Origin of the sequence: Pseudomonas sp. E6002, assembly GCF_013385565.1 — a bacterium.
GTDB lineage: Bacteria > Pseudomonadota > Gammaproteobacteria > Pseudomonadales > Pseudomonadaceae > Aquipseudomonas.
On record NZ_JACAPT010000024.1, the window covers coordinates 75,338 to 96,556 of the forward strand.

Genomic DNA, 21,219 nt, shown 5'->3' on the forward strand with positions numbered 1-21,219 from the left:
CGACTATCGAGCAGGTTGATTTTCCCTGAAGGCCTACGCACCGTAATGTCACCTCCATAGCGTATCGGAGGTCATCATGCCCACTATTCAAATCATGTCTGTCATCGGCAGTGCCGTTCCCGCCTCTCTGCGGGAGCTTGGCTTGCTCGCCTGCTGGTACCTGGTACGCGATGGCGAAGCCATCAGCGGCCCACTCACTTCACTACCGGCCGCCCAGGCCCTGTCGGTCAAAATGGCGCATTGCTTTCATGCCTAAGGCAGTTGCACCCGCGGCTTGGTTTCCACAAACAGCGCCCAGCTGGACATGAACAACGCAGCAATCAGTGGCCCGATGACAAAGCCGTTCAAGCCAAAGATCGACAGGCCGCCCAAGGTTGAGATAAGGATCAGGTAATCCGGCATGCGGGTGTCCTTGCCCACCAGGATGGGCCTTAGCACATTGTCCACCAGCCCGATCACAAATACCCCGAACAACCCGAGCACCACGCCCTGCCAGATCGACCCGCTCAGCAGGAAGTACGCCGCCACCGGCCCCCACACGATCCCCGCGCCCACCGCCGGCAGCAGCGACAGAAACGCCATCAACACCGCCCAGAGCAACGCGCTGGGAATGTCCAGGAACCAGAAGATCAAGCCACCCAACGCGCCTTGCGTGACCGCTACCAGCACGTTGCCTTTCACCGTGGCACGCACCACCCGGTTGAACTTCAATTGCAGGCGACGCTTCTGCGGTTCGGCCAGCGGCACCGCGGTGCGCACCTTGCGCACCAGCTCGGGGCCATCGCGCAGCAGGAAGTACAGCAAGTACAGCATGATGAAAAAACTCACCAGGAAATCAAACGTGCCCTGGCCGAAGCTGAACGCCTGGGTCGCAAAAAACTGGCTGCCCTGCATCGCACTCTTGACGATCTTCTCCCGCAGGCCTTCCAGGTTGCCCATGCCGAAGCGGTCCAGCAGATGCTGGAAATACGGTGGCAGGAAGTTCTTGAACTGCTCGATATACCCGGCAACGTCGAGCTTGCCGCTCTCGACGTTCTTGTAAAGCGTCGCGCCCTCCTGCACCAGCAAGGCACTGGTGATGATCACCGGCAGAATCGCGATTATCAGGCACACCGTCAGGGTTGCCAGGGATGTGAGATTGCGGTTCCAGCCAAAACGTTGCTGGAAGCGCCGTTGCATCGGCGCAAAGATGATCCCCAGGATCACCGCCCAGAACACCGCGCCGTAGAACGGCAGCAAAATCCAGATAAACGCGATGGTCACCAGGGCGAGCAGTAACAGCAGGGTTTTGAATTGCAGGTTGGTTTGGTTCATGTCCGGTCCATGTCTAAAACACCAGGCGCTCATGTGCGCCTTGATGTTTAGTCCACTGCAAATCCCGCGAGTGCCCTACTTATTAGACCTGGATCAATAAACTGCGCACCCGGCCCGGCTACCCTGCCGCCCTTTTGCGACCCGAACCCATGCCTCCCGTTATCGCCCCCGAACTGCTCGCCCCCGCCGGCACCCTGAAAAACATGCGTTATGCCTTTGCCTACGGTGCCGATGCCGTCTACGCCGGGCAACCGCGCTACAGCCTGCGGGTGCGCAATAACGAGTTCGACCACGCCAACCTCGCCCTCGGCATCCAGGAAGCCCAGGCCCAGGGCAAGCGGTTCTATGTGGTGGTCAACATAGCGCCTCACAACGCCAAGCTGAAAACCTTCCTCAAGGACCTTGCCCCGGTGATCGCCATGGGCCCGGATGCGCTGATCATGTCCGACCCGGGCCTGATCATGCTGGTGCGCCGGCACTTCCCGCACATGCCGATCCACCTGTCGGTGCAGGCCAATACGGTGAACTGGGCCAGCGTCGAATTCTGGCAGGCGCAGGGCATCTGCCGAATCATCCTGTCGCGGGAGTTGTCGCTGGAGGAAATCGACGAGATTCGCCAGCAAGTCCCCGCCATGGAGCTGGAAGTATTTGTGCACGGCGCGCTGTGCATGGCCTATTCCGGGCGCTGCCTGCTGTCGGGCTACATGAACAAGCGAGATGCCAACCAGGGCACCTGCACCAACGCCTGCCGCTGGAAATACCAGGCGACGCCTGCGGTGGAAAACGCCGCCGGCGACATCGTGCAGCACTATGCGCCCGAGCCGACCCTGGGCCTCGGCGCGCCCACCGACCAGGTGTTCCTGCTGCAGGAGGCCAATCGCCCCGACGAACAGATGCCCGCCTTCGAAGATGAACACGGCACCTACATCATGAACGCCAAGGACCTGCGGGCGGTGCAGCACGTCGAGCGGCTGACGCGCATGGGCGTGCACTCGTTGAAGATCGAAGGCCGCACCAAATCCCACTTTTACTGCGCCCGCACCACCCAGGTATATCGCCAGGCGATTGATGACGCGGTGGCCGGGCGCGACTTTGACCGGGGCTTGATGACCAACCTCGAATCCCTGGCCCAGCGCGGCTACACCGAGGGTTTCCTGCGCCGGCACGTGCACGATGAGTATCAGAACTATCAGAACGGCAGCTCGGTGTCCGAACGCCAGCAGTTCGTCGGCGAACTGACCGGTGAACGGCGCGGCGAACTGGCCGAGGTCAAGGTCAAGAACCGTTTTGCCGTGGGCAATCACCTGGAACTGATGACCCCGGCGGGGAATTTCCACTTTGACCTGGGCTCATTGCACAACGCCAAGGGCGAGGCCATCGCGGTGGCGCCGGGTGACGGGCATACGGTGTATTTGCCGATCCCGGCGGAGATGGACCTGCGTTTCGGCCTTTTGATGCGCGACGTTTAACTTCGCCAGACACCTCAATGAGTGTGAGACAGCTTGTTGTGGTGTGGGAGCTTGCTCCCTCACCACAGCACTCTCCTTCACCACCACAAGCTCCTCACCACAAAAAGCAGGGCGTACGCGCACTAGGTTCATTTGCAAAGTAGAATTGGCGGTTCTGCGTACCGCCACCTTCTCTTGAGCGGTCACCCTCTTTTTTACGGAGATCGCCTTGCGTCTGTTTCATACCTCCGACTGGCACCTTGGGCAAAACCTGCACGGCCAGGAACGCGACTTCGAACACGCCTGCTTCCTCGACTGGCTGCTGGGCCAGTTGGGCCTGCATCGCCCTGACGTGCTGTTGATCGCCGGCGATATTTTCGACACGGTCAACCCGCCACTCAAGGCCCAGGAGCGGCTGTACGACTTCATCATCAGCGCCCATGAGCAAAACCCTGCACTGACCATCGTGATGATCGCCGGCAACCACGACTCCGGCTCGCGCATCGAACTGCCGGCGCCGTTGATGCGCCGCCTGCGCACCCACGCCCTGGGACGGGTGCTGTGGCTGGATGACGGACAACTGGATGTCGAACGCCTGCTGATTCCATTGCCCGGTGCCGACGGTGAAATTGCCGGCTGGTGCCTGGCATTGCCGTTCCTGCGCCCGGCCGAAGTGACCGGCGCACAACTGGGGGACGATTACCTGCGGGGCATCGGCCAGGTTCACGAGTGGCTGATTGCTGCCGCCAATGCCAAGCGCCAGCCGGGCCAGGCACTGGTTGCCATCAGCCATGCGCACATGGCCGGCGGCTCGGTGTCGGAAGACTCCGAGCGCAGCCTGATCATCGGCAATGCCGAAGCGCTGCCGGCCAGCCTGTTCGATGCCAGCGTCAGCTATGTGGCCCTCGGCCATTTGCATAAACCCCAGCGGGTGAATGGCGAGGAGCGGATTCGCTACTGCGGCTCGCCGATTCCGCTGTCATTCTCGGAAATCGGCTACCAGCACCAGATCCTCGACGTGCAACTGGACGGCGAAACCCTGGTCAGCGTCGAATCCCGCCTGATCCCGCGCTCGGTCAACCTGCAACGCCTGGAAGCCGCGCCCCTGGCCGACATCCTCAAGCAACTGACCGACCTGCCCGACATCGACCTGCTGGCCGAAACCCAGCGCCAACCGTGGCTGGAAGTGCGGGTGCGCCTCGACGAACCGCAACCCGACCTGCGCCAGCAGGTGGAAAACGCCCTGCAAGGCAAGGCCGTGCGCCTGGTGCGCATCGCCGCTGAATACGCAGGCAGCGGAGGCCGTGAAGACAGCCAGGAAGACCGCCTGATCGAACTCGACCAGCTCACGCCCCAGGAATTGTTCAGCCGCGCCTGGCAGGAAAGCTACGGCAGTGAAGTGGACGAACAGACCCTGAAGGACTTCGCCGTGCTGCTCCAGGAAGTGCAACAGGAGGGCGAACAGCCATGAAGATCCTCGCCATTCGCCTGAAAAACCTCGCCTCTTTGGCGGGTCCGTTTGAAATCGACTTTACCGCCGAGCCCCTGGCCAGCGCCGGGCTGTTCGCGATTACCGGGCCCACCGGCGCCGGTAAAAGTACCTTGCTCGATGCGCTGTGCCTGGCGCTGTTTGGCGCCGTGCCGCGCCTGGGCGATACCGGCCAGGCAAAAATGCCGGATGCCGACACCGATATTTCCATCGGTGACCCACGCACCCTGATTCGCCGGGGCACTGGCGGCGGTTATGCCGAAGTGGATTTTGTCGGCGTCAGTGGCCGTCGCTACCGCGCCCGCTGGGAAGCCAACCGCGCCCGGGACAAGGCCAGCGGCAAGCTGCAAGCCAGCCGGCAAAGCCTGATCGACCTGGACAGCGAGCAACTGCTGGCCAGCCAGAAAACCGAATACAAGACCCAGCTGGAATTGGCCCTGGGCCTGAACTTCGAGCAGTTCACCCGCGCGGTGTTGCTCGCGCAAAGTGAGTTCAGCGCGTTCCTCAAGGCCAACGACAACGAGCGCAGCGAACTGCTGGAAAAGCTCACCGACACTGCGCTCTACACCCAGCTCGGTCGCCGCGCCTTCGACAAGGCCAAGGACGCCCGGGACGCCCACAAACACCTGCAGGACCAGGCTACCGGCGTCACCCCGCTGGCCCCCGAGGCCCGCGCCGAACTCGACGAACAGCTGGCCTCCGCACAGCAACAGCTCAAGACCCAGCAGGCGCAACTCAAGCAACTCGAGTTGCAGCACACTTGGCTGAAGGAACTGCGGGAATGGCAGGAGCGCCAACAAGGCGCGGTCGAGCAACTGCAACAGGCCCAGCAACACTGGGCAAGCCAGGGCCCGCAGCGCCTGGACCTCAGCCGCCTGGAACAACTGGCGCCGCAACGTCACCACTTCGCCCGCCAGGCCGAACTGACCACGCAGCTGCAGCCCCTTGCCGCGCAGATCCAGCAGCACCTTGAGCAACAAACCGCGCTGCACACCCGCCAGACCCAACTGCAACAGCAACAGGCCGACGTGCAAGCCACCCTCGCCCAGGCCCTCAAGCAGCAGGCCGACGCTGTGCCCTTGCTGCGCCAGGCCTTCGAGGAGCAAACCACCCTCGCCCACTTGACCCGCGAGCTGGCCAAACGCAGCGAAGAGAAACAGCTGGGTGAAGCTGCCTGCGTGGAAGGCCAGGCGACGTTGACCGGCTTGCTCGACAAGCAAAAAGTTGTCGCCGAGCGCCTGCACCGGCTCGCCGCAGAGCTTGAACGCAGCGCCGCCCTCGCGCCGTTGAGCGAGGCTTGGAGCGCCTACCGCGACCGCTTGCAACAGCTGATGCTGATCGGCAATCGCCTCAATAAAGGCCAGGCCGAACTGCCACAACTGGAAGAGCGCGCCACCCGTCTCGGTGAAAAATGGACCGAGCAACGCGAAGCCCTTGACCTGCTGTACCACGAAGCCGGCGCCGAGCCCCATGCAGTGGCCGAACAGATCCAGTTGCTCGGCAGCCTGCTCCAGGACAACCGCAAGCAACATCGCGCGTTTGAAGACCTGGCGCGGCTGTGGAATAGCCATCAGCAACTCGACAGCCAGAGCCAAGCCCTGACGCAAAAGCAGACCCTCGCCCAGCAACAACGCGAACTGTTGAACCAGAGCGGCTTGCAGGCCAAGGCCGAGTTGGCCGTCGCCGAACAGACCCTGACCGTCACCAAGCAACTGCTGGAGCGCCAGCGCCTGGCCCGCAGTGCCAGCGTCGAGGAATTGCGCGGCCAGCTGCAGGATGAGCAGCCGTGCCCGGTGTGCGGCAGTGTCGAGCACCCGTATCACCAGCCCGAAGCCATGCTGCAAAGCCTGACCCGCCACGACGAAAGCGAAGAAGCCAACGCGCAGCAAGCCGTGGATGTGCTCAAGGAAAAACTCACTGACCTGCGTGGCGAAGTGGGCGGCCTGATCGCCCAGCAAAAGGAATTCCTGCAACAACAGGAGCAACTCGCCAGCCAGTTGCAGGCCTTGCTGCCAAGCCTTGAAGCCCATCCGCTGTCGGCCTCGCTGTTCAACCAGGACGCGGCCAAGCGCGACGCCTGGCTCGCCCAGCAACTGAGCCAGCTCAGCCAGAGTCTCACCCAGGACGAGCAACGCCAGAGCGCCCTGCTCAACCTGCAACAGAACGCCGGGCGTTTGCAGCAACAACTGCAAGCCGCCCAGGACGCCAGCCAACAGGCGCGCCAGTTACTGATCGACCAGCAACGGGAACTGTCCAACGACCGCGAACGCCTGGACGAAGAACTCAACGCCTTCGCCAGCCTGCTGCCCACCGAGACCCTCGAAGGCCTGCGCAGCGAGCCGGCGGCGACCTTCATGTTGCTCGACCAGCAGGTCAGCCAGCGCCTGGAACAGCTCGACAACCAAAAGGAAGAATTGGCCGAGCAGCTACAGCGCCAGCAAGCCATCGAGAAAGAGCAGGACCGCCAGCAACACCGCCAGCAGCAGCTGGAGACTTTGCACAAACAGCTCGCCGAACAGAGCGCCCTGCAACACGCGGCCGAGGAAAAGCTCGCCGGTCTGCTGGGCGAAAGCCCCAGCGCCGAGCACTGGCAACAGCAACTGGACCAGGCCGTCGAGCAGGCTCGCCAGCATGAGAGCGAGGCCAACCAGCAGTTGCAGGACACCCGCAACCAGTTGATCCAACTGGCCGCCGACCTCAAGTCGCTGCAAGAGCGCCAACAATCCCTGGACACCGAGCACCTGGCCCTCAGCACGCGCCTGAACGACTGGCGCGCGTTGCACCCGGAACTCGATGACGAAGGCCTGGCGCGCCTGGTGGCCTTCGATGAGCCGCAGGTGGCCGAGCTACGCCAGCAACTGCAACACAGCGAAAAAGCCATCGAGCAGGCCAAGGTGTTGCTGCAAGAGCGCGAACAGCGGCTCAAGGATCACCAGGCGCTGCACAACGGCAACCTCGACGCCGAGCAACTGGACAGCGCCCTGGCCGAACTCAATGCCGCGCTGATCATTGGCGAAAAACACTGCGCCGAACTGCGCGCCCAACAGGCCGACGACCAGCGCCGCCAGGATGCCAACCAGGCCTTGGCGGCCGAGATCGCCAAGGCCTACGACGAATGGCAACGCTGGGCACGCCTGAATGCGCTGATCGGTTCGGCCACCGGCGATACCTTCCGCAAGATCGCCCAGGCCTACAACCTCGACCTGCTGGTGCACCACGCCAACGTCCAACTGCGCCAACTGGTGCGCCGCTACCGCCTCAAGCGCGGCGGCAGCATGCTCGGCCTGCTGGTACTCGACACGGAGATGGGCGACGAACTGCGTTCGGTGCATTCGTTGTCGGGTGGCGAGACATTCCTGGTGTCGCTGGCGCTGGCCTTGGGCCTGGCGTCGATGGCGTCGAGCACGTTGAAGATCGAGTCGCTGTTTATCGACGAGGGCTTTGGCAGCCTCGATCCCGAGTCGCTGCAACTGGCAATGGACGCCCTCGACGGCTTGCAGGCCCAGGGCCGCAAGGTGGCGGTGATTTCCCATGTGCAGGAAATGCACGAGCGGATTCCGGTGCAGATTCAGGTCAAGCGCCAGGGCAATGGCTTGAGCACCCTGGAGGTCAAGTGAGCAAGGCCGTGTTGTATTCGTTCCGCCGTTGCCCCTATGCAATGCGGGCGCGGATGGCCCTGCGGTATTCAGGGCTGGCGGTGCAGATCATCGAGGTCAGCCTCAAGGCCAAGCCGGCTGAGATGCTGGCGTTGTCACCCAAAGGCACGGTGCCGGTGCTGAGCGTGGATGGCCGGGTGATCGATGAAAGCCTGGCGATCATGCGCTGGGCACTGGCAAAGAACGATCCTGAGGGTTGGTTGCTTGGGGATGATCGGGCGACGCAGGCGCTGATTGAAGAGAATGATCAGGGCTTCAAACATCAATTGAATCGATACAAGTATGCCGAGCGCTATCCGGAGTATCCGATGGAGCATTATCGGGCCGAGGGTGAGGTGTTTTTGATGAAGCTGGAGGGGTTGCTGGCGGAGCGGGAGTATTTGCTGGCCGGGCATTTGAGCCTGGCGGATGTGGCACTTGCACCGTTTGTGCGGCAGTTTGCCCATGTGGATCGGGAGTGGTTTGGCCAGGCGCCGTATCCGCGGTTGCGAGCTTGGTTGCAGCGGTTTCTGGAATCGCCGTTGTTCATCGCCGTGATGGCAAAAATCTGAGACTGTCGCAGGACAAAATGTGGGAGCGGGCTTGCTCGCGAAGGCGGTGTATCAGTCAGCCCATGTATAGACTGACCCGGCGCTTTCGCGAGCAAGCCCGCTCCCACATTTGATCTTCATCAGCTTCAAGATCAGTTCTGGATTTTGTGGTCCAGCGCTGCGTAGAAGTTGGCGCTTTGTTGCAGGTATTTCTGGGTGTAGGCGCTGGTGCTGGTTTTTTTGCTGCTGATTTCAACACTGGCGCTGGCTGGCAACGCTACGGTGGCGGAAACAGCGGAAGCGGCGATGATCGAGAAAAGATTGAAGTTCATGTCGGTAACCCTTGTGTTCGGTTGGCTTGGTGGCCTGTGTTGGCCTTGGAACCAAACTTACGCCCGAGGGGATAGCCTTAGAAATTCATTGAAACACTAGCCGCTATTAATAGTATTAATACAACAAGTCAGGCCCCGCACTGCGGGGCCTGTGGCTTATTGCCGCACCAGGAACTTGAGGTCGCTGGGGGCATCAATCGCCAGTTTCTGCACGGTTTTGCCCAAAAGACCGGTCTTGGGATCGCGCTCGACGACCACAATCTCGTTGCTCTTCTGGTTGGCGATCAGCAGGAACTTGCCGCTGGGGTCCAGGGCGAACTCCCGGGGATGGTCGCCTTCCACCGATCGGCGCTGGATCTCTTTGAGCTGCGCAGTGGCCGGGTCGATGGCAAACACCAACATCTGGTTGGCGGTGCCACGGTTGCTCACGTAGAGGAACTTGCCGTCGCTTGAGGTGTGCAGTGCAGCACCGGCCTTGTCGGACACCGGCTGGCCATCCGCGAAGTTGACCAGTTGCTTCTGGGTCAGCTTGCCATCGTTGTAGTCGAACACCGCCACTTGTGCGCTCATCTCGGTGGTCAGCCACGCGTGCTTGCCGTCTGCGGTGAACAGCAGGTGCCGCGGGCCGCTGCCCGGTGGCAATTGCACAAACGCAGGGTCGGCCGGGGTCAGCGGCAGTTCGTGGTTGGCCTTGGGGTCGTAGTGGTAGGCAAAGATCTTGTCCGCCCCCAGGTCCTGGACAAACACGTATTTGCCGTCCGGCGAAGACACTACCGAATGCACGTGGTTGGACGCCTGGCGCTCCGGGTTGACCCGGCTGGCCGGGTGCCCGCTCAACTGCACCGGCGGCGACAGCTTGCCCTGGGCATCTACCGGCAACACCGCGAGGCTGCCGCCCGGATCTTCCAGCACCGAATAGTTGGCCACGAACAGGTAGCGCCCGTCACTGGCCAGGCTGGAATGGGTCGGCTCGTTGCCCAGGCTCTGCACCTGGTTGATCAGGGTCAGTTGATGGTTCTTCGGGTCGATGCTGTAGCTGCTGACGCGCCCCACCGGGTCTTTTTGGCCCGGGCCGTTTTCGTTGACCACAAACAGGTGCTTCTGGTCCTTGGACAGGGTCAGCCACGACGGGTTGGCCGCCTTGGCGGCGAGCACCGGCTGGCCGTTGAACTGCCCGGTACGGCTGTCGAACTGCAAGCGGTAGATACCTTCACTGGTGCCGGCGGTGTAGCTGCCCACCAGCAACTCATAGGTGTCCACCGGCGCAGCCTGGACCGACATTGCGCCTACGCTGCCGGCCATCAGCAGGGGCCAGAATTTACGCATCATCATCCGCTTCATCCTCGTCATTATTGTTGCCGGTGACGCCGCTCATGCAGACCAGGCGGTGTTCGCCCTTGTCATCGGTAAGTGTCCAGCTTTGCAGGGTTTGATCAAAGGTCGCCGCCTTGACTTGCTCCAGGGTGAAACTCCAGCGCTTCTCGACGCGACCGTCCATGCAGATGATCGATAACGTCTGGTCATCCAGGCTGAAATCGAAGCTGTGCAGGCCATCGATTTCGACCATCTGGCAGTCTTCAAAAGCGTCGGGCAAGGTAGCGGTGTCGGCAGTCATAACCATCAATCATCAAGAGGAAAGACCTCATGATAGGTCAAATCGTTGCATCGGCCTAAGCCCGCGCAATGCAAAACGCCGTGGCACAGGCCACGGCGTTTTGGCAAACAGCGTTGGATCAGTGGGCGAACAGCGAATTGCCCTTCTGCCCCGCCAGCTTCTCGGGCTTGATCAGGAAGCGTGCCAGCGCCGGCAGCAGCCACAGCGCGCCGAACATGTTCCACAGCAGCATGAAGGTCAGCATCAGCCCCATGTCGGCCTGGAACTTGATGGCCGAGAAGATCCAGGTGCATACGCCGATTGCCAGGCACAGGCCGGTGAACAGCACGGCTTTACCGGTGGACTTGAGCGTCTGGTAATAGGCTTCCTGCAACGGCAGGCCGGCCCGCAGGAAACTCTCCAGGCGGCTGTAGATGTAGATGCCGTAGTCCACGCCGATCCCCACCCCCAGCGCCACCACCGGCAAGGTCGCGACCTTGACACCGATGCCCATGAACGCCATCAGCGCGTTGCCCAGCACCGAGGTCAGCACCAGCGGCAGCACGATGCACAGGGTCGCCGCCCACGAGCGGAAGGTGATCATGCACATGGTGGCCACGCACAGGTACACCAGGATCAGGATGGTCAGCTCGGACTCCTTGATCACCTCGTTGGTGGCCGCCTCGATCCCGGCGTTACCGGCGGCGAGGATGAATTCCAGGCCGTCCTTGTTGTTCTCTTTCGCGAAGTCCTGCACCGCATGCACCGCGCGGTCGAGGGTTTCGGCCTTGTGGTCGTTGAGGAACACCAGCACCGGCGCCAGCGAACAGTTGTTGTTATACAGGCCATCGGCACGGGCAATGGAGTTGTTCAGCACGTCCGGGTTGCGCGACAGGGTTTCCCATTTCAGGTTGCCCTCGTTCATGCCCTTGATCATCTGCTTGGACACGGTCACCAGCGAGATGGCCGACTGCACGCCCTCGGTGTTCTGCATCTTCCACATCAACTGGTCGATGGGCGCCATGGCTTCATACCGCGAGCAGCCTTCGGGCGGGGTCTTGACCATCACCACCAGCACGTCGGAGCTGGTGGAGTAGTTGTTGATGATGAAGTTGTTGTCCTTGTTGTAGCGCGAGTCAGGACGCAGTTCGGGTGCACCCTGGTCGAGGTCACCGATCTTCAGGTTCTGGCTGTACCAGAGGCCGCCACCGAAGGCGATCAGCGCCAGGGCTATCGACACCGGCGCGACCTTGGGGCTGGCGAACTTCGACAGCAGGCGCCAGAACGGGTGTTCGCGGTGCGCATCCTTCTTGCTCTTGGCGATGGCGCGCTTGCTGATGCCGACATAGGAGATCGCCACCGGCAGCAGGATCAGGTTGGTGAACACGATGACCGCCACCCCCACCGAAGCACCGATTGCCAGCTCGCGGATCACGCCGATATCGATGATCAACAGGGTGATAAAACCGACCGCATCGGCGAGGATCGCGATCATGCCCGGCAGGAACAGCTGGCGGAAGGTACGCCGGGCCGCGGTCAGGGCGTTGTCGGCATCACTGGATTGCAGGGCGATGCCGTTGATCTTCTGTACGCCGTGGGAAATACCGATGGCGAAGATCAGGAACGGCACGAGCATCGAGTAGGGATCCAGCCCGAAACCCAGGGCATGCATCAGCCCGAGCTGCCAGATCACCGCCACCAGCGTGGTGCTCAACACCGCGACGGTACTGCGCAGGCAGTTGGTGAACCACAGCAGCAGCACCAGGGTGATGACGAAGGCGATACCGAAGAACATCACCACCATCACCAGGCCGTCGATCAGGTCGCCGACCTTCTTGGCGAAACCGACAATGTGGATCTTGACGTTGGGGTTCTGCGCTTCGAACTTGTCGCGGATCTTGTCTTCGAGCTCATGGGAGAACTTGCGGTAGTCCAGGGCCAGCAGCTTGCCCTGGTCCTGGGGATCCGGGTAGGACTCCAGCAGCGGAATGTCGACGATGCTCGACTTGAAATCGTTGGCCACCAACCGCCCGACCTGCCCGGACTTCAGCACGTTGTTGCGCAACTGGTCGAGGCTTTCCGGCGAGCCGTTGTAGCTCTGCGGGATCACTTCACCGCCGGCAAAGCCTTCTTCGGTAACTTCGGTCCAGCGCACGCTGGGGCTCCACAGGGACTTGAGGCCGGAGCGGTCGACGCCGGAGATGTAGAACACCTCGTCGTTGATCTGGCGCAGGGTCTCCATGTACTCCTTCGTGAAGATGTCACCGTCCTTGGCCTCCACCGAAATGCGCACCGTGTTGCCCAGGTTCGCCAGGTCATTGCGGTGCTCCATCATCCTCTCGATGAAGGGGTGCTGGAGGGGGATCATTTTTTCGAAGCTGGTGGACGGGCGAATCAACGTCGCCTGCCAGAACAGGAAAATACTCACCAGCAGGCAGATCGTGATGACTGCCGGGCGGTTATTGAAAATCAGGCGCTCGAGAAACGTGGCCTTGTCGTTGTGATGACTGCTCATTGTGTCCCCGCCTTCTTATTGTTTTGTCGGCTCGGCGCCGGTTGGACTGGCCACGCGAACGCCGCCCTGCCCCGCCAGAATCAAGTTGCCGTTGCCCGCCGCGGTGACCGCCGACAGCGAAATGCGGTCCGGGCGATTGAATACGCTGAAGGTCAGGCCGTCGTCGTGGCTGACCACCACGCTGCCACCGTTGCCCACCACCACGATGGAACCGTCGTCCAGCAGGGTCGCCCCCGACAAACCGAATTCCAGCGCGCCACGAGTGGCGTTCAGCTCCACCGGCTCCCAGGTGCTGCCAAAATCCGTGGAGCGGAACAGGTTGCCACGCAGGCCGTAGGCCAACAGCGTCTGCGCCTGGGCGGTGCCGATCACGCCGAACAGCGAGCCCTCGTAGGGGCCTTCGAGTTTTTCCCAGGTTTGCCCCTCGTCATGGGAGCGGAACATGCTGCCCTGCTCACCGACGATAAACAGCCCGGCGTCTTTCACCTGGGCGATGGCGTTGAGGTGGTATTGGTCTTCGTTGTCGAGGCGGTCGCTGACGTCGTCCCAGGTCTTGCCCCCGTCGGTGGTTTCGATCAGCGCACCGTAGGCACCCACGGCAAAGCCGTTGCTGGCGTCCTTGAACCAGACGTCGAGCAGCGGTGCTTCGCGCTTGAGGTCCTGGAATTGTTGGGTCCAGGTCACGCCGCCGTCGGTGGTGGCGAGGATCTGTGCGTCATGGCCCACCGCCCAGCCGTGTTGGTCGTCGGCGAAAAATACGGCGGTCAGCAGTTGCCGGGTGGGGACTTTGCCTTGGGTCCAGGTGACACCCTGGTCGTCGGAATAGAGGATGTGCCCGCGATCACCGACCGCGACCAGGCGCTTGCCTGCGTGGACCACGTCGATCATCAGGCTTTTGGCGGCCTTGGGGGAGTCAATGGCGAACACCGCGGCGGCGGTGGTTTCTGTGGCGGCATGGGCCGGTGTCGACAACGCGACAACCCCCAGCAACGAGAGCGCTGTGGCCAGCAATGCGACCCTGCGCGTGGCCTTCGGGCGGAAAAACACCACACCCATGACAGGCTCACTCATAGACCTTTCTCCCATTTATTATTGTTAGGTCGTCTTGCCGTGGGGAGCCCTGAAACCTGCAATCTAGAGCGCCTTGGGCAAGCTGGGCCATCCTAGCGGGCTTTGGAATCGTCTGACAATCGGCGCTACGTTATGTTTTGTTAACTGGAGGGGTTTGGGTTGGTGCTGAATGTAGTGCTATCAGCGGCGGTGATCCGTGGAGGGGGGCTGTTGGGGTGAGGGGGCTTGCTTCCGCTGGAGTGCGCAGCGCTCCTACGCTTTTTGGGGCCGCTGCGCAGCCCAGCGGGAGCAAGCTCCCTCGCCACGGGGTGAGGTGTGGGTCTTGGAATGAATTTTTATTCCATGTGTTGAGTTTTGGGAATATTTATTCCATAAATAGGCTTCTCAATACAATAATTCGAAGGAACCCGGCTATGCGCGAACTCGGAATCGGCCTGATTGGTACAGGCTTTATGGGGCGTGCCCACGCCTTGGCGTTCAATAATGCGCGGGCGGTGTTCGAGCTGCCGGCGAAGCTCACGCTGGCCGCCCTGGCCGATGCCGATACCGAGCGCGCAATACACTGCGCCGCTGACTGGGGGTTTGCCCAGGCCCATGGCGACTGGCAGCAGTTGATTGACGATCCCAAGGTGGATGTTGTCGCCATCACTACTCCCAACCATTTGCACTACCCCATGGCCATGGCTGCACTGGCGGCAGGCAAGGCGGTGTATTGCGAGAAGCCGCTGGCGGTGAGCCTGGAGCAGGCGGCCGCGATGCGTGATGCGGCGAGCAAGGCCGGGGTGGTGACGCGGGTGGGTTACAACTATCAGCACAACCCGATGATTGGTTTGGCCCGGCAGTTGATCGCCCGCGGTGAGTTGGGGGAGATCATCAGTTTTCAGGGGGAGTTCAGCGAGGATTTCATGGCGGATTCGGCGTCGCCGTGGTCGTGGCGCTGTGAGGTGGGACATGCCGGCGGTGCGTTGGCGGATCTGGGCAGCCATTTACTGTCCATGGCGCGCTATTTGGTGGGGGATGTGGTGAGTGTGTGTGCCGATACGCAAACGGTGCACGGGCAGCGGCCTGCCACCGCCGGGAGTGAGACGCTGCGGGAGATTGCGGTGGATGACCAGGTGCATGCGTTGTTGCGGTTTGCCAATGGGGCACGGGGGACGGTGAGCAGTAGCTGGCTGAAGCATGGGTATAAGAATCACCTGAGCTTTGAGATCAGTGGCACCCGAGGCACGTTGTTGTTTGATCAGGAACGGCTGAATGAATTGCAGCTGTTTCGGGTTGGGCAGGAGGGGTTTCAGCGGGTGTTGGCGGGGCCTTCGTTGCCAGGGTATGCGGCGTTCAGTCCGGCGCCGGGGCATCAGTTGGGGTACAACGAGTTGAAGACGCTGGAGGTGCATGAGTTGGTGATGGCGTTGGCCGGCAAGGGCAGTGACGGGACGGATTTTGCGGCGGCTTGGGAGGTTGAGCGGTTGGCGGCGGCGATTCGGGTGGCGGCCAAGGAGGAGCGGTGGGTCAGGCTGAATGAGGTCTAAATGTGGGAGCGGGCTTGCTCGCGAACGCGGTGGGTCAGCCACGGCATCTGGCGACTGACACACCGCTTTCGCGAGCAAGCCCGCTCCCACATTTGATTGTCGTTAGCTTTTGGATTTGCGCATTAGCCTATATGCCGCCGGGATGACGAAGAGGGAGAGCAAGGGCGCTGTGAGCATGCCGCCAATCATGGGCGCGGCAATCCGGCTCATGACTTCGCTGCCGGTGCCGCCGCCTAAAAGGATCGGCAGCAAGCCGGCGATGATTACGGCCACGGTCATCGCCTTGGGCCGCACGCGTAATACGGCACCTTCGGTGATGGCTTCCAGCAAGGCCTGGTCCCCTCCTCCCTGGCGTTCGGCCCAGGCGTTTTTCAAATACAGCAGCATGATCACGCCGAACTCCGCCGACACCCCCGCCAACGCGATAAATCCAACACCCGTCGCCACCGACAGGTTGAAGCCCAGCCAGTACAGCAACCACACCCCACCCGTCAGCGCGAACGGCAACGTGGCGAGGATCAGCAGCGCCTCATCCACCCGCCGGAACGTCAGGTACAGCAGCACGAAGATGATCAGCAAGGTCGCCGGCACCACCAGTTTCAGGCGCGCATTGGCCCGCTCCAGGAACTCGAACTGCCCCGAGTAGCTGAGGCTCATGCCCGGTTGCAGTTGCACGTTCTGGTTGATCGCCTCGCGCAAGTCCTTCACCACCGACGCCAGGTCGCGATCACGCACGTCAATGTACACCCAGCCGGAAGGCCGGGCGTTTTCGCTCTTGAGCATCGGCGGGCCTTCGCTGACCTTGATCCTGGCCACGGTGCCCAGGGTGATCTGGCTGCCTGACGGCGTATAGATCGGCAGGTTGCTCATCGCGCTCACCGAGTCGCGCCATTCTTTCGGGTAGCGCAGGTTGATGGGAAACCGCGCCAAGCCTTCGACGGTCTCGCCGATGTTTTCCCCGCCAATCGCCCCGGAGACAATGGACTGCACATCGGTGATGTTCAGGCCATAACGCGCGGCGGCCGGGCGGTCGATATCCACGTCGATGTACCGCCCGCCCGTCAGGCGTTCCGCCAGCGCCGAGCTGACGCCGGGCACCGTCTTGGCGACCTTTTCCACGGCCTGGGTCACGGCGTCGATATCCATCAGGCTGGAACCCGCGACCTTCACGCCGATCGGGCTTTTGACCCCGGTGGCGAGCATGTCGATGCGGTTGCGGATCGGCGGAATCCAGATGTTGGTCAGCCCCGGCACCTGCACCACCCGGTCGAGTTCCTTCACCAGTTTTTCCGGGGTCATGCCCGGCCGCCATTGGTCTCGCGGCTTGAACTCGATGGTGGTTTCGAACATTTCCAGCGGCGCCGGGTCGGTGGCGGTTTCGGCGCGGCCGGCCTTGCCGAACACGTGGGCGACTTCCGGCACGCTCTTGATCAAGCGGTCGGTACGTTGCAGCAATGCGCCGGCAGTTTGCGTCGACAAACCAGGCAACGCCGACGGCATATACAACAGGTCACCCTCATCCAGCGGCGGCAGGAATTCACCGCCCAGGTGCGACACTGGCCATAGCGCACTGGCGACCATCAGCAGCGCGACCAGCAAGGTCATGCGCGGCCAGCGCAGCACCGCGTCGAGGGCCGGTTGGTAGAGTTTGATCAGGCCGCGATTCAGCGGGTTGCGTTGCTCATCGGGAATACGCCCGCGAATCCAGTAGCCCATCAGCACCGGGATCAGGGTCACCGACAACCCCGCTGCAGCGGCCATGGCATAGGTCTTGGTGTAGGCCAGCGGCCCGAACAAGCGGCCTTCCTGGGCTTGCAGGGTGAACACCGGGATAAACGACAAGGTGATGATCAGCAGGCAGAAAAACAACGCCGGCCCCACCTCCACTGCCGCATCGGTGATGACCTTCCAATGCGCCTCCCCCTTCAATTCCTGGTTCGGATGCGCGTGGTGCCAGGCTTCGATTTTCTTGTGGGCATTCTCGATCATCACCACCGCGCCATCGACCATCGCGCCGATGGCAATCGCAATCCCGCCCAGGGACATGATGTTCGCGTTGATGCCCTGGAAGCGCATGACGATAAAGGCAATCAACACCCCCACCGGCAACGAAATGATCGCCACCAGCGAGGAGCGCAGGTGCCACAGGAAGATCCCGCACACCAGCGCCACCACCAGGAACTCTTCGAGCAGCTTGTGGCTGAGGTTGTCCACGGCGCGATCGATGAGTTTGCTGCGATCGTAGGTGGTGACGATTTCCACCCCGGGCGGCAGGCTGGTTTGCAGTTGCTCCAGCTTGGTCTTGACCGCCGCGATGGCCTCGCGGGCGTTCTTGCCGCTGCGCAGGATCACCACGCCGCCCACCGCCTCGCCTTCGCCATCCAGTTCACTGATGCCCCGGCGCATGTCCGGGCCCAGCTGGATCGTCGCCACATCCCCAAGGGTCACCGGCACGTTGTGGGTGTCGAGCCGCAGGGGAATGCCGCGAAAGTCCTCCAGGGTTTTCAGGTAGCCGGACGCACGCACCATGTATTCCGACTCACCCATGTTCAGCACCGAACCGCCGGTTTCCTGGTTGGCCTTGCCGATGGCTTCCACCACCTGGGCCTGGGTGATGCCGCGACTGGCCAGGGCCAGCGGATCGATCTGCACCTGGTACTGCTTGACCTGGCCGCCGATGGTCGCCACTTCGGCGACATTGGGCAGGGTCTTGAGCTCGAACTTGAGGAACCAGTCCTGCAACGAGCGCAGTTGCGCCAGGTCGTGTTTGCCGGTGCGGTCCACCAGCGCGTACTGGTAGATCCAGCCGACACCGGTGGCATCCGGGCCCAGCGCCGGCTTGGCCGATGCCGGCAAACGCGCCTGCAACTGGCTAAGGTATTCCAGCACCCGCGAGCGCGCCCAATACAGGTCGGTGCCTTCGTCGAACAGCACGTAGACGTAGCTGTCGCCGAAGAACGAAAAGCCGCGCACGGTCTTCGCCCCCGGCACCGAGAGCATGGTGGTGGTCATCGGGTAAGTGACCTGGTTCTCGACAATCTGCGGGGCCTGGCCCGGGTACGGCGTGCGGATGATCACCTGCACATCCGACAGGTCCGGCAAGGCGTCCACCGGGGTGTTCTGGATCGACCACAAACCCCAGGCCGTCACGAATAAAGTCGCCAACAGCACTAAAAAGCGGTTGGCCACCGACCAGCGAATCAACAGGGCGATCATGGCCGGGCTCCCGGTTGCATGCTCATGCCGTCCATGGCCCCCTCACCTGAAAAACCACCGGACGATTGAGTGGTAATTCCCTTCAAACTTGCTTCGGAGTCCAGCAGAAATTGACCGGAGGCCACCACCTGCTGGCCTTCCTGCAGGCCGGCGAGGATGACGGTGTTGTCCTGGTTTTCTGCACCTACCTGGACTTCTACCGGGCGATATCGCCCGCCCTCCTCGGCCACCATCACCAGCACGCGTTTGCCGGTGCGAATCAACGCCTCGCTCGGCAGCAACAGCACCGATTGGCCGCTGGATTGGGCCAGGCGCACCTGGGCGGTCATACCGGGGCGCAACATACCGTCAGGGTTGGGCAGTTCGACCCGAACCTGCACGGTGCGACTGTCCATGGCGGTTGCCGGCAGAATCGCGGCGACGGTGCCTTTGACGACTTGTCCCGGCAACCCGACAAAACGGCTCTCGACCGTTTGCCCAACGGCCAGCGCGGCGCCCTGGGCTTCAGGCACGGCGACCTGCAGCCACACGGTGCCCAGGCCATTGACCCGCGCCAGGGTTTGACCCGCCGCGACGGTCATGCCTTCGCGTACGTCGAGGGTTTGCAACGCGCCGCCCAGCGGGGTGGTGATGGTCATCACCGATTGCACCCGGCCGCTGCGCTCCATCTGCGTGATCAACCCGGCAGGCATTCCGCTCAAGCGCAGACGCTGGCGGGCGGCAGCCAACAAACCCGGATCGCTATGTCGCAGAGCAAGGAACTCTTCCTGAGCGGCGGCCCATTCCGGCACCAGAATGTCCGCCAGGGGCGCCTGAGCCTTGAGCACATCCCCCGGCGCACGGGCGTAAACCCGCTCGACAAATCCGGCAGCGCGCGCCTGCACCACCGCCACATCGCGGTCGTTGAAGGCGAGGATTCCCGACAGCTCAAGACTCGACGCCAGCACCCCACGGCTGACGCTCGCCAGGCGCACGCCGATGTTCTGGGTCAGGCTGGGGTCGATCTGAATCGCCGCACTCTCCTCGGCGCCACCGGCGTAGCGCGGCACCAGTTGCATGTCCATGAAGGGCGACTTGCCCGGCTTGTCGAATTTTTGCTGCGGGTACATCGGGTCGTACCAGTACAGCGCCTTTTTCTCGTCCGGCGCCTGCATCGTCCCGGCCGTGACCGGCTGTGCCTCGCGCATCTGCGCCAGCCAATAGCCGCCACCCAGACCCAGCAGCAGGACGCCGCCCAACAGGGCCATATTCACGATTCGGTTATTCATTGGCGGGTTCCCCGTAAGCAAAATACAGCTGGGCGCCGGTCAGGGCACGCTGCTCAATGGCGTCAATCTGTTTGAAGCGCGCCTCGACCCACTCGCGGCGGGCGCTGACCACGCTCATCAGGTCGCCCTTGCCCGCGCGATACCCCGCCAGGCTCAGCGACAATTTCTCCTCGGCCAGCGGCACCAGGCTGTCCTGGCTGCGCTGCACGGCGCGGTCCAGGCGCTGGTAGTTGGCCAGGTCGTCTTCGAGTTCCTTGGTATGTTCACGGGTCTTGGCTTCGCGTTCGGCGTCCAGTTGGTCGAGTTCGGCCTGCTTGGCGGCGATACCGGGGTTTTGTCGGCGACCGGGGAAGATCGGCAAATCGAAGGTGAATTGCAGGCTGACCATGTCGCCGTACTCACGGCCTCGGTGCTGGTAGTCCACTTCCCAACTCCAGTCCGAGGTCTTTTGCGCCCTGGCCTCGTTCAGCCGGGCTTCGGCCTCGCGGGTGCGCGGTGCAAAGGCTTGCAGAACCGGGTGCTGGTGCAGGTTGTGGGTGAAGCCGGTGGTGTCGATTTTCCAGTTCGGCAATTGCCCGCTGGGGGCTTCGCTGGCGGCCGGGCCGATCCAGCGCTTGAGGGCCGCCCGGGCCTGGGCGCGTTGCTGGATCAGCTCATCCTCGCGCTCGGCCAGGTCAGCCGCTTCCTGCTTCGGGATCACAGCGTCGGAAGGCTGCCCGCGACCGCCGGCCAGTTGCGCACGCACGGTGTCTTGCAGCAGGCGATTCTGCTGATAGAAGTCCTTGAACAGTGCCTCTTTGCGCTCCACCGCATAAGCGCGAATCCACGCCTGGGCGGTGGCCTGACGCACATTCAAGCGCTCGATCCGGCCTTCGGCGGCAGCCGTGTCCACGCTGGCCGACGCCAACTCAACCCGTGCCTTGCGCTTGTCGCGGCTGGGCACTTGTTGCTGGATGCCGATCATTTGCTCGGTCATGTCATCGCCATACAACGTGCCGCGATTGGGCCCGCCGACGGGGAAATTTTGCAGGCCTACTACCAGTTTCGGGTCCGGCAGTTCGCCGGCCGAAATCGCCGCCTGGGTCGCGGCCTGCAATTTGGAGGATTCAGCCGTCAGCGACGGCGCGTTGTTTTGCGCCAGGCGCAAGGCCTCATCCAGGGTCAGCGCAGACGCCAGCGTCGGCCACGCCAGCACGCCCATCACCAGGGCACGCACGCATAGGAAATTCATCTTGAAGTGTCCTGTTCTGTTGCGCT

At 62.4% G+C, this 21,219-nt stretch carries 15 protein-coding genes; 6 read left to right on the forward strand and 9 right to left on the reverse strand.

Features of this window, described 5'->3' with window-relative positions:
- Positions 1–76 precede the first annotated feature (76 nt).
- Entirely contained in the window at positions 77–256 is a 180-nt protein-coding gene (locus HX815_RS20300) for a hypothetical protein (RefSeq protein ID WP_003211225.1), read from the forward strand.
- Here HX815_RS20300 and HX815_RS20305 read toward each other — a convergent pair.
- Positions 253–1,314 carry an AI-2E family transporter gene (locus tag HX815_RS20305; protein WP_003211223.1) on the reverse strand — a complete coding sequence of 354 codons (1,062 nt, stop codon included), beginning with the start codon at positions 1,312–1,314 and terminating at the stop codon, positions 253–255. The genes HX815_RS20300 and HX815_RS20305 overlap by 4 nt on opposite strands.
- Positions 1,315–1,463: 149 nt before the next feature.
- On the opposite strand from HX815_RS20305, the gene yegQ reads away from it, so the two are divergent.
- The 4 genes from yegQ (at position 1,464) to HX815_RS20325 (ending at position 8,458) form a co-directional block, all read left to right on the forward strand.
- Entirely contained in the window at positions 1,464–2,783 is a 1,320-nt protein-coding gene (gene yegQ, locus HX815_RS20310) for a tRNA 5-hydroxyuridine modification protein YegQ (protein WP_008435935.1), read from the forward strand.
- A 208-nt stretch (positions 2,784–2,991) separates the two neighbouring features.
- The gene (locus tag HX815_RS20315; RefSeq protein ID WP_177028780.1) at positions 2,992–4,233 is read left to right on the forward strand and encodes an exonuclease SbcCD subunit D C-terminal domain-containing protein; all 1,242 of its coding nucleotides are present in this window, start codon (positions 2,992–2,994) and stop codon (positions 4,231–4,233) included.
- On the forward strand, positions 4,230–7,868 hold the full coding sequence (locus HX815_RS20320) for an AAA family ATPase (RefSeq protein ID WP_177028781.1): 3,639 nt from the start codon (positions 4,230–4,232) through the stop codon (positions 7,866–7,868). The genes HX815_RS20315 and HX815_RS20320 overlap by 4 nt, the downstream gene beginning before the upstream one ends.
- The gene (locus HX815_RS20325; protein ID WP_177021647.1) at positions 7,865–8,458 is read left to right on the forward strand and encodes a glutathione S-transferase; all 594 of its coding nucleotides are present in this window, start codon (positions 7,865–7,867) and stop codon (positions 8,456–8,458) included. Before HX815_RS20320 ends, HX815_RS20325 begins: the two co-directional genes overlap by 4 nt.
- A gap of 131 nt (positions 8,459–8,589) precedes the next feature.
- Here the strand turns inward: HX815_RS20325 and HX815_RS20330 are convergent, their stop codons facing one another.
- From HX815_RS20330 to HX815_RS20350, 5 genes are all read right to left on the reverse strand, one after another.
- Positions 8,590–8,769: a hypothetical protein gene (locus tag HX815_RS20330; RefSeq protein WP_003211212.1), complete on the reverse strand. Its 180-nt coding sequence runs from the start codon at positions 8,767–8,769 to the stop codon at positions 8,590–8,592.
- Positions 8,770–8,925: 156 nt separating this feature from the next.
- Complete coding sequence (locus HX815_RS20335) at positions 8,926–10,101, reverse strand: lactonase family protein (protein ID WP_003211210.1); 1,176 nt, start codon at positions 10,099–10,101, stop codon at positions 8,926–8,928.
- Positions 10,088–10,384: a DUF5629 family protein gene (locus tag HX815_RS20340; RefSeq protein WP_003211207.1), complete on the reverse strand. Its 297-nt coding sequence runs from the start codon at positions 10,382–10,384 to the stop codon at positions 10,088–10,090. The genes HX815_RS20335 and HX815_RS20340 overlap by 14 nt, the downstream gene beginning before the upstream one ends.
- Positions 10,385–10,502: 118 nt before the next feature.
- Positions 10,503–12,878 carry an RND family transporter gene (locus HX815_RS20345; protein ID WP_003211205.1) on the reverse strand — a complete coding sequence of 792 codons (2,376 nt, stop codon included), beginning with the start codon at positions 12,876–12,878 and terminating at the stop codon, positions 10,503–10,505.
- 15 nt (positions 12,879–12,893) lie between these two features.
- A complete protein-coding gene (locus tag HX815_RS20350) occupies positions 12,894–13,934 on the reverse strand; it encodes a YCF48-related protein (RefSeq protein ID WP_256347045.1) in 1,041 nt (346 codons plus the stop codon).
- A 428-nt stretch (positions 13,935–14,362) separates the two neighbouring features.
- Here HX815_RS20350 and HX815_RS20355 point away from each other — a divergent pair, with 428 nt between their 5' ends.
- On the forward strand, positions 14,363–15,478 hold the full coding sequence (locus tag HX815_RS20355; protein ID WP_177028783.1) for a Gfo/Idh/MocA family protein: 1,116 nt from the start codon (positions 14,363–14,365) through the stop codon (positions 15,476–15,478).
- Between the two features lie 102 nt (positions 15,479–15,580).
- Here the strand turns inward: HX815_RS20355 and HX815_RS20360 are convergent, their stop codons facing one another.
- From HX815_RS20360 to HX815_RS20370, 3 genes are read right to left on the reverse strand one after another with little or no spacing between them, the layout of a single operon-like run.
- Positions 15,581–18,694, reverse strand: a complete 3,114-nt coding sequence (locus HX815_RS20360) for an efflux RND transporter permease subunit (protein ID WP_177028784.1) — start codon at positions 18,692–18,694, stop codon at positions 15,581–15,583.
- Complete coding sequence (locus HX815_RS20365; protein WP_177028785.1) at positions 18,691–19,962, reverse strand: efflux RND transporter periplasmic adaptor subunit; 1,272 nt, start codon at positions 19,960–19,962, stop codon at positions 18,691–18,693. The genes HX815_RS20360 and HX815_RS20365 overlap by 4 nt, the downstream gene beginning before the upstream one ends.
- Positions 19,955–21,193: a TolC family protein gene (locus HX815_RS20370; protein ID WP_177028786.1), complete on the reverse strand. Its 1,239-nt coding sequence runs from the start codon at positions 21,191–21,193 to the stop codon at positions 19,955–19,957. The genes HX815_RS20365 and HX815_RS20370 overlap by 8 nt, the downstream gene beginning before the upstream one ends.
- Positions 21,194–21,219 lie beyond the last annotated feature (26 nt).

Bases quoted from the DNA above. Each gene is read 5' to 3' on its own strand.
- HX815_RS20300 (WP_003211225.1), top strand. From the start codon at position 77: ATGCCCACTATTCAAATCATGTCTGTCATCGGCAGTGCCGTTCCCGCC.
- HX815_RS20305 (WP_003211223.1), bottom strand. From the start codon at position 1,314: ATGAACCAAACCAACCTGCAATTCAAAACCCTGCTGTTACTGCTCGCC.
- yegQ (WP_008435935.1), top strand. From the start codon at position 1,464: ATGCCTCCCGTTATCGCCCCCGAACTGCTCGCCCCCGCCGGCACCCTG.
- HX815_RS20320 (WP_177028781.1), top strand. From the start codon at position 4,230: ATGAAGATCCTCGCCATTCGCCTGAAAAACCTCGCCTCTTTGGCGGGT.
- HX815_RS20330 (WP_003211212.1), bottom strand. From the start codon at position 8,769: ATGAACTTCAATCTTTTCTCGATCATCGCCGCTTCCGCTGTTTCCGCC.
- HX815_RS20335 (WP_003211210.1), bottom strand. From the start codon at position 10,101: ATGATGATGCGTAAATTCTGGCCCCTGCTGATGGCCGGCAGCGTAGGC.
- HX815_RS20340 (WP_003211207.1), bottom strand. From the start codon at position 10,384: ATGACTGCCGACACCGCTACCTTGCCCGACGCTTTTGAAGACTGCCAG.
- HX815_RS20345 (WP_003211205.1), bottom strand. From the start codon at position 12,878: ATGAGCAGTCATCACAACGACAAGGCCACGTTTCTCGAGCGCCTGATT.
- HX815_RS20350 (WP_256347045.1), bottom strand. From the start codon at position 13,934: ATGGGTGTGGTGTTTTTCCGCCCGAAGGCCACGCGCAGGGTCGCATTG.
- HX815_RS20355 (WP_177028783.1), top strand. From the start codon at position 14,363: ATGCGCGAACTCGGAATCGGCCTGATTGGTACAGGCTTTATGGGGCGT.
- HX815_RS20360 (WP_177028784.1), bottom strand. From the start codon at position 18,694: ATGATCGCCCTGTTGATTCGCTGGTCGGTGGCCAACCGCTTTTTAGTG.
- HX815_RS20365 (WP_177028785.1), bottom strand. From the start codon at position 19,962: ATGAATAACCGAATCGTGAATATGGCCCTGTTGGGCGGCGTCCTGCTG.
- HX815_RS20370 (WP_177028786.1), bottom strand. From the start codon at position 21,193: ATGAATTTCCTATGCGTGCGTGCCCTGGTGATGGGCGTGCTGGCGTGG.